The organism is Bacillus sp. JJ1127 (genome assembly GCF_036965845.1).
Classification (GTDB): domain Bacteria; phylum Bacillota; class Bacilli; order Bacillales; family Bacillaceae_G; genus Bacillus_A.
This window is the reverse complement of the sequence record NZ_JBALQK010000173.1, coordinates 1-2,359: the sequence shown is the minus strand read 5'-3', so window position 1 is coordinate 2,359 and position 2,359 is coordinate 1. Positions and strand designations below refer to the sequence as shown.

The 2,359-nt window shown below is 32.3% G+C and carries 2 protein-coding genes; both read left to right on the top strand.

Going from position 1 to position 2,359, the window contains the following annotated elements:
• Window positions 1–53 precede the first annotated feature (53 nt).
• Window positions 54–827, top strand: coding sequence for a GNAT family N-acetyltransferase (locus V7183_RS17110; RefSeq protein ID WP_097899814.1), 774 nt, complete (start codon window positions 54–56; stop codon window positions 825–827).
• 220 nt (window positions 828–1,047) lie between these two features.
• Window positions 1,048–1,551, top strand: a complete 504-nt coding sequence (locus tag V7183_RS17105) for a GNAT family N-acetyltransferase (protein ID WP_097899815.1) — start codon at window positions 1,048–1,050, stop codon at window positions 1,549–1,551.
• Window positions 1,552–2,359: the final 808 nt, after the last annotated feature.

The window sequence follows — 2,359 nt, the reverse complement described above, 5'->3', positions numbered from 1 at the left end:
ATGATAAAATAGTATCGATGTAAAATTATAAATTTTTAGAAAGAAGGAATTGAATGATTTATGAAGCAGATAACAATGTAAGGAAAAAGTTAGTATCTATGTTTGAAAATATTGATAGTACTATTGTCCTTTCATATCTCCAAGGACATATGGGAAATGCTTGGGTAGACAACCTTGAGAATCCAACTGTGGCTCAAATAACTGTCGGGATTTTTGTATTTTATGCTGGAAATCCCGACATAGAGGAAGCTGAAGAATTACTTCATAATCTTCCTGATTTTACTCTTGCAATTGTTGATTCGGATGAATGGAAAAATCGGATAGAGACTGTTCACAAAGGATCAATTGAGAAATTTCAGCGATTTAGATTTAAAAAGAACCCTGAGGATTTAGATAGGGTACACATACAGGAACTACTGTCTGCATTACCTGAAGAATACGAAATTAAAAGAATCGATAAAAACATAGCAAAAGCCTCGTCATTCCATGAACTTTCAGAGGACTTTATAAGTCAGTTTGATTCTATTGATGATTTTATTGATAGAGGAGTAGGTTATGCTATTTTAAATAAAGGGCAAGTTGTTTCTGCAGCAACATCATTTAGCATATATGATGATGGAATCGAGATTGAAGTTGCTAGTCACCCTAACCATAGAAGAAAAGGTTTAGCAACCATTGTAGCCTCTGCATTGATATTAGATTGTCTAGATAAAGGAAAATACCCTAGTTGGGATGGAGCTAATTCTGAATCTGTTGAACTAGCGAAAAAGCTGGGATACACTTTTAAGGAATCATATGATACTTATTTTATTGATCATAAAAATTGATTAAAAACTATACATTTTATTCATTTCTTTAAGTCTATTAAAATATCAAAAATACCTGTCTTTTAATTGAAAACAGGTATTTTTCTATATTTAAACACTACTATTGAATGTATGAAGCACTACACTACATTTAAAAACGAATAAAGTTGTTTAATTTTATGCTCCTTCAATTAGTGATAATATACAATTATATATTGAGTGAACAAAAGGGGGAAAAGTAATGCAAAATCTAGAAATAAAAGAGATTAAACTACTTGATGAAGATATTGAAGAGCTTTCTGAACTTTTGAAAACCGTAGTAGATGATGGAGCGTCAATAGGCTTTTTACCTCCACTAGAACAAGAAGAAGCGACAAAGTATTGGCAAACTGTCTTAGCACCAGAGGTGATATTGTTTATTGCCAAAAGAAACAATAAAGTGGCGGGCAGTGTTCAATTGCATTTAATCACAAAGCCAAATGGAAGCCACAGAGCTGAAATTTGCAAGTTAATGACTCATCCAAACTTTAGACGTAATGGTATTGGACGCTCTCTTATGCAAAAAGCAGAAGAAAGAGCAAAACAAGAAAGCAGGTCTCTTTTAGTATTAGATACTAGAGAAGGAGATCCTTCCAATAGATTGTACAAGTCATTAGACTATCAAGAATCTGGCAAAATACCGGGGTATGCAATTTCTCCGAATGGTGAATTAGATGCAACGGTTATTTATTATAAATTTATTTAGTTTTTTATTTGAAACGAGAGATAGTTTTTAAACGACATTATTGGTATTATTTCTGTGATGAATAATTGCAAGTAAGTGAATAATAAACAACTATTTTAACACCGTTTGTATTTTTCAGACGGTGTTATGTGTATGTATGGCCTCAGAATTAAACGACTATTTTATCATTTATCACTAAAGACTTTGAAATTCCTGTAATTAAGCAAGCTTTGAATAATTTAGGAAAGGATTTTGAGTGACAACTTAAAAATGAAAAATTATCCTTAGATGACGTTCTTTGCGCAACTGCTAAAATAGTGTTCGATCTAAAAAATCCTCATATTGGTGCTTCAGGGCAAGAAGTTGAAAAGTATGATTGTAATGTTCAGGTGGTGGATAGAAATGAAAAAGTTTACGAAATAACTGTTAAAGAGTCGTGGAGTTAGTTAAATAAGGTACTAAAATGTTGTTGTAGTAAAGTAAGCGTCAAATATTCCCTACCTACTATTTGCAAATAACCCATGAGATAATCGCCTTACATACTACATGTGGATTGGTTTTTCAACAAAAACAAGGACATCAAGCTGTACACGCGAGAACCATTCTATAAAAATCATATTGAAAAAGGAATTTGAATAATTTTGTCGAATGGAGTTATCTATGAAAACAACACCTTCACATTCAAATCAATCCAAAATTGAATCACTTCAAGCTCAAGTAGAGGAACTCACGGCAAAAAATTGATAAAGTCTTGCCATGGTCAACGGATTTACTGTCTAGATGCAGAATGCCGAAAAAAAGTGAAGTAAACGTCAAATAACTCCAAAAT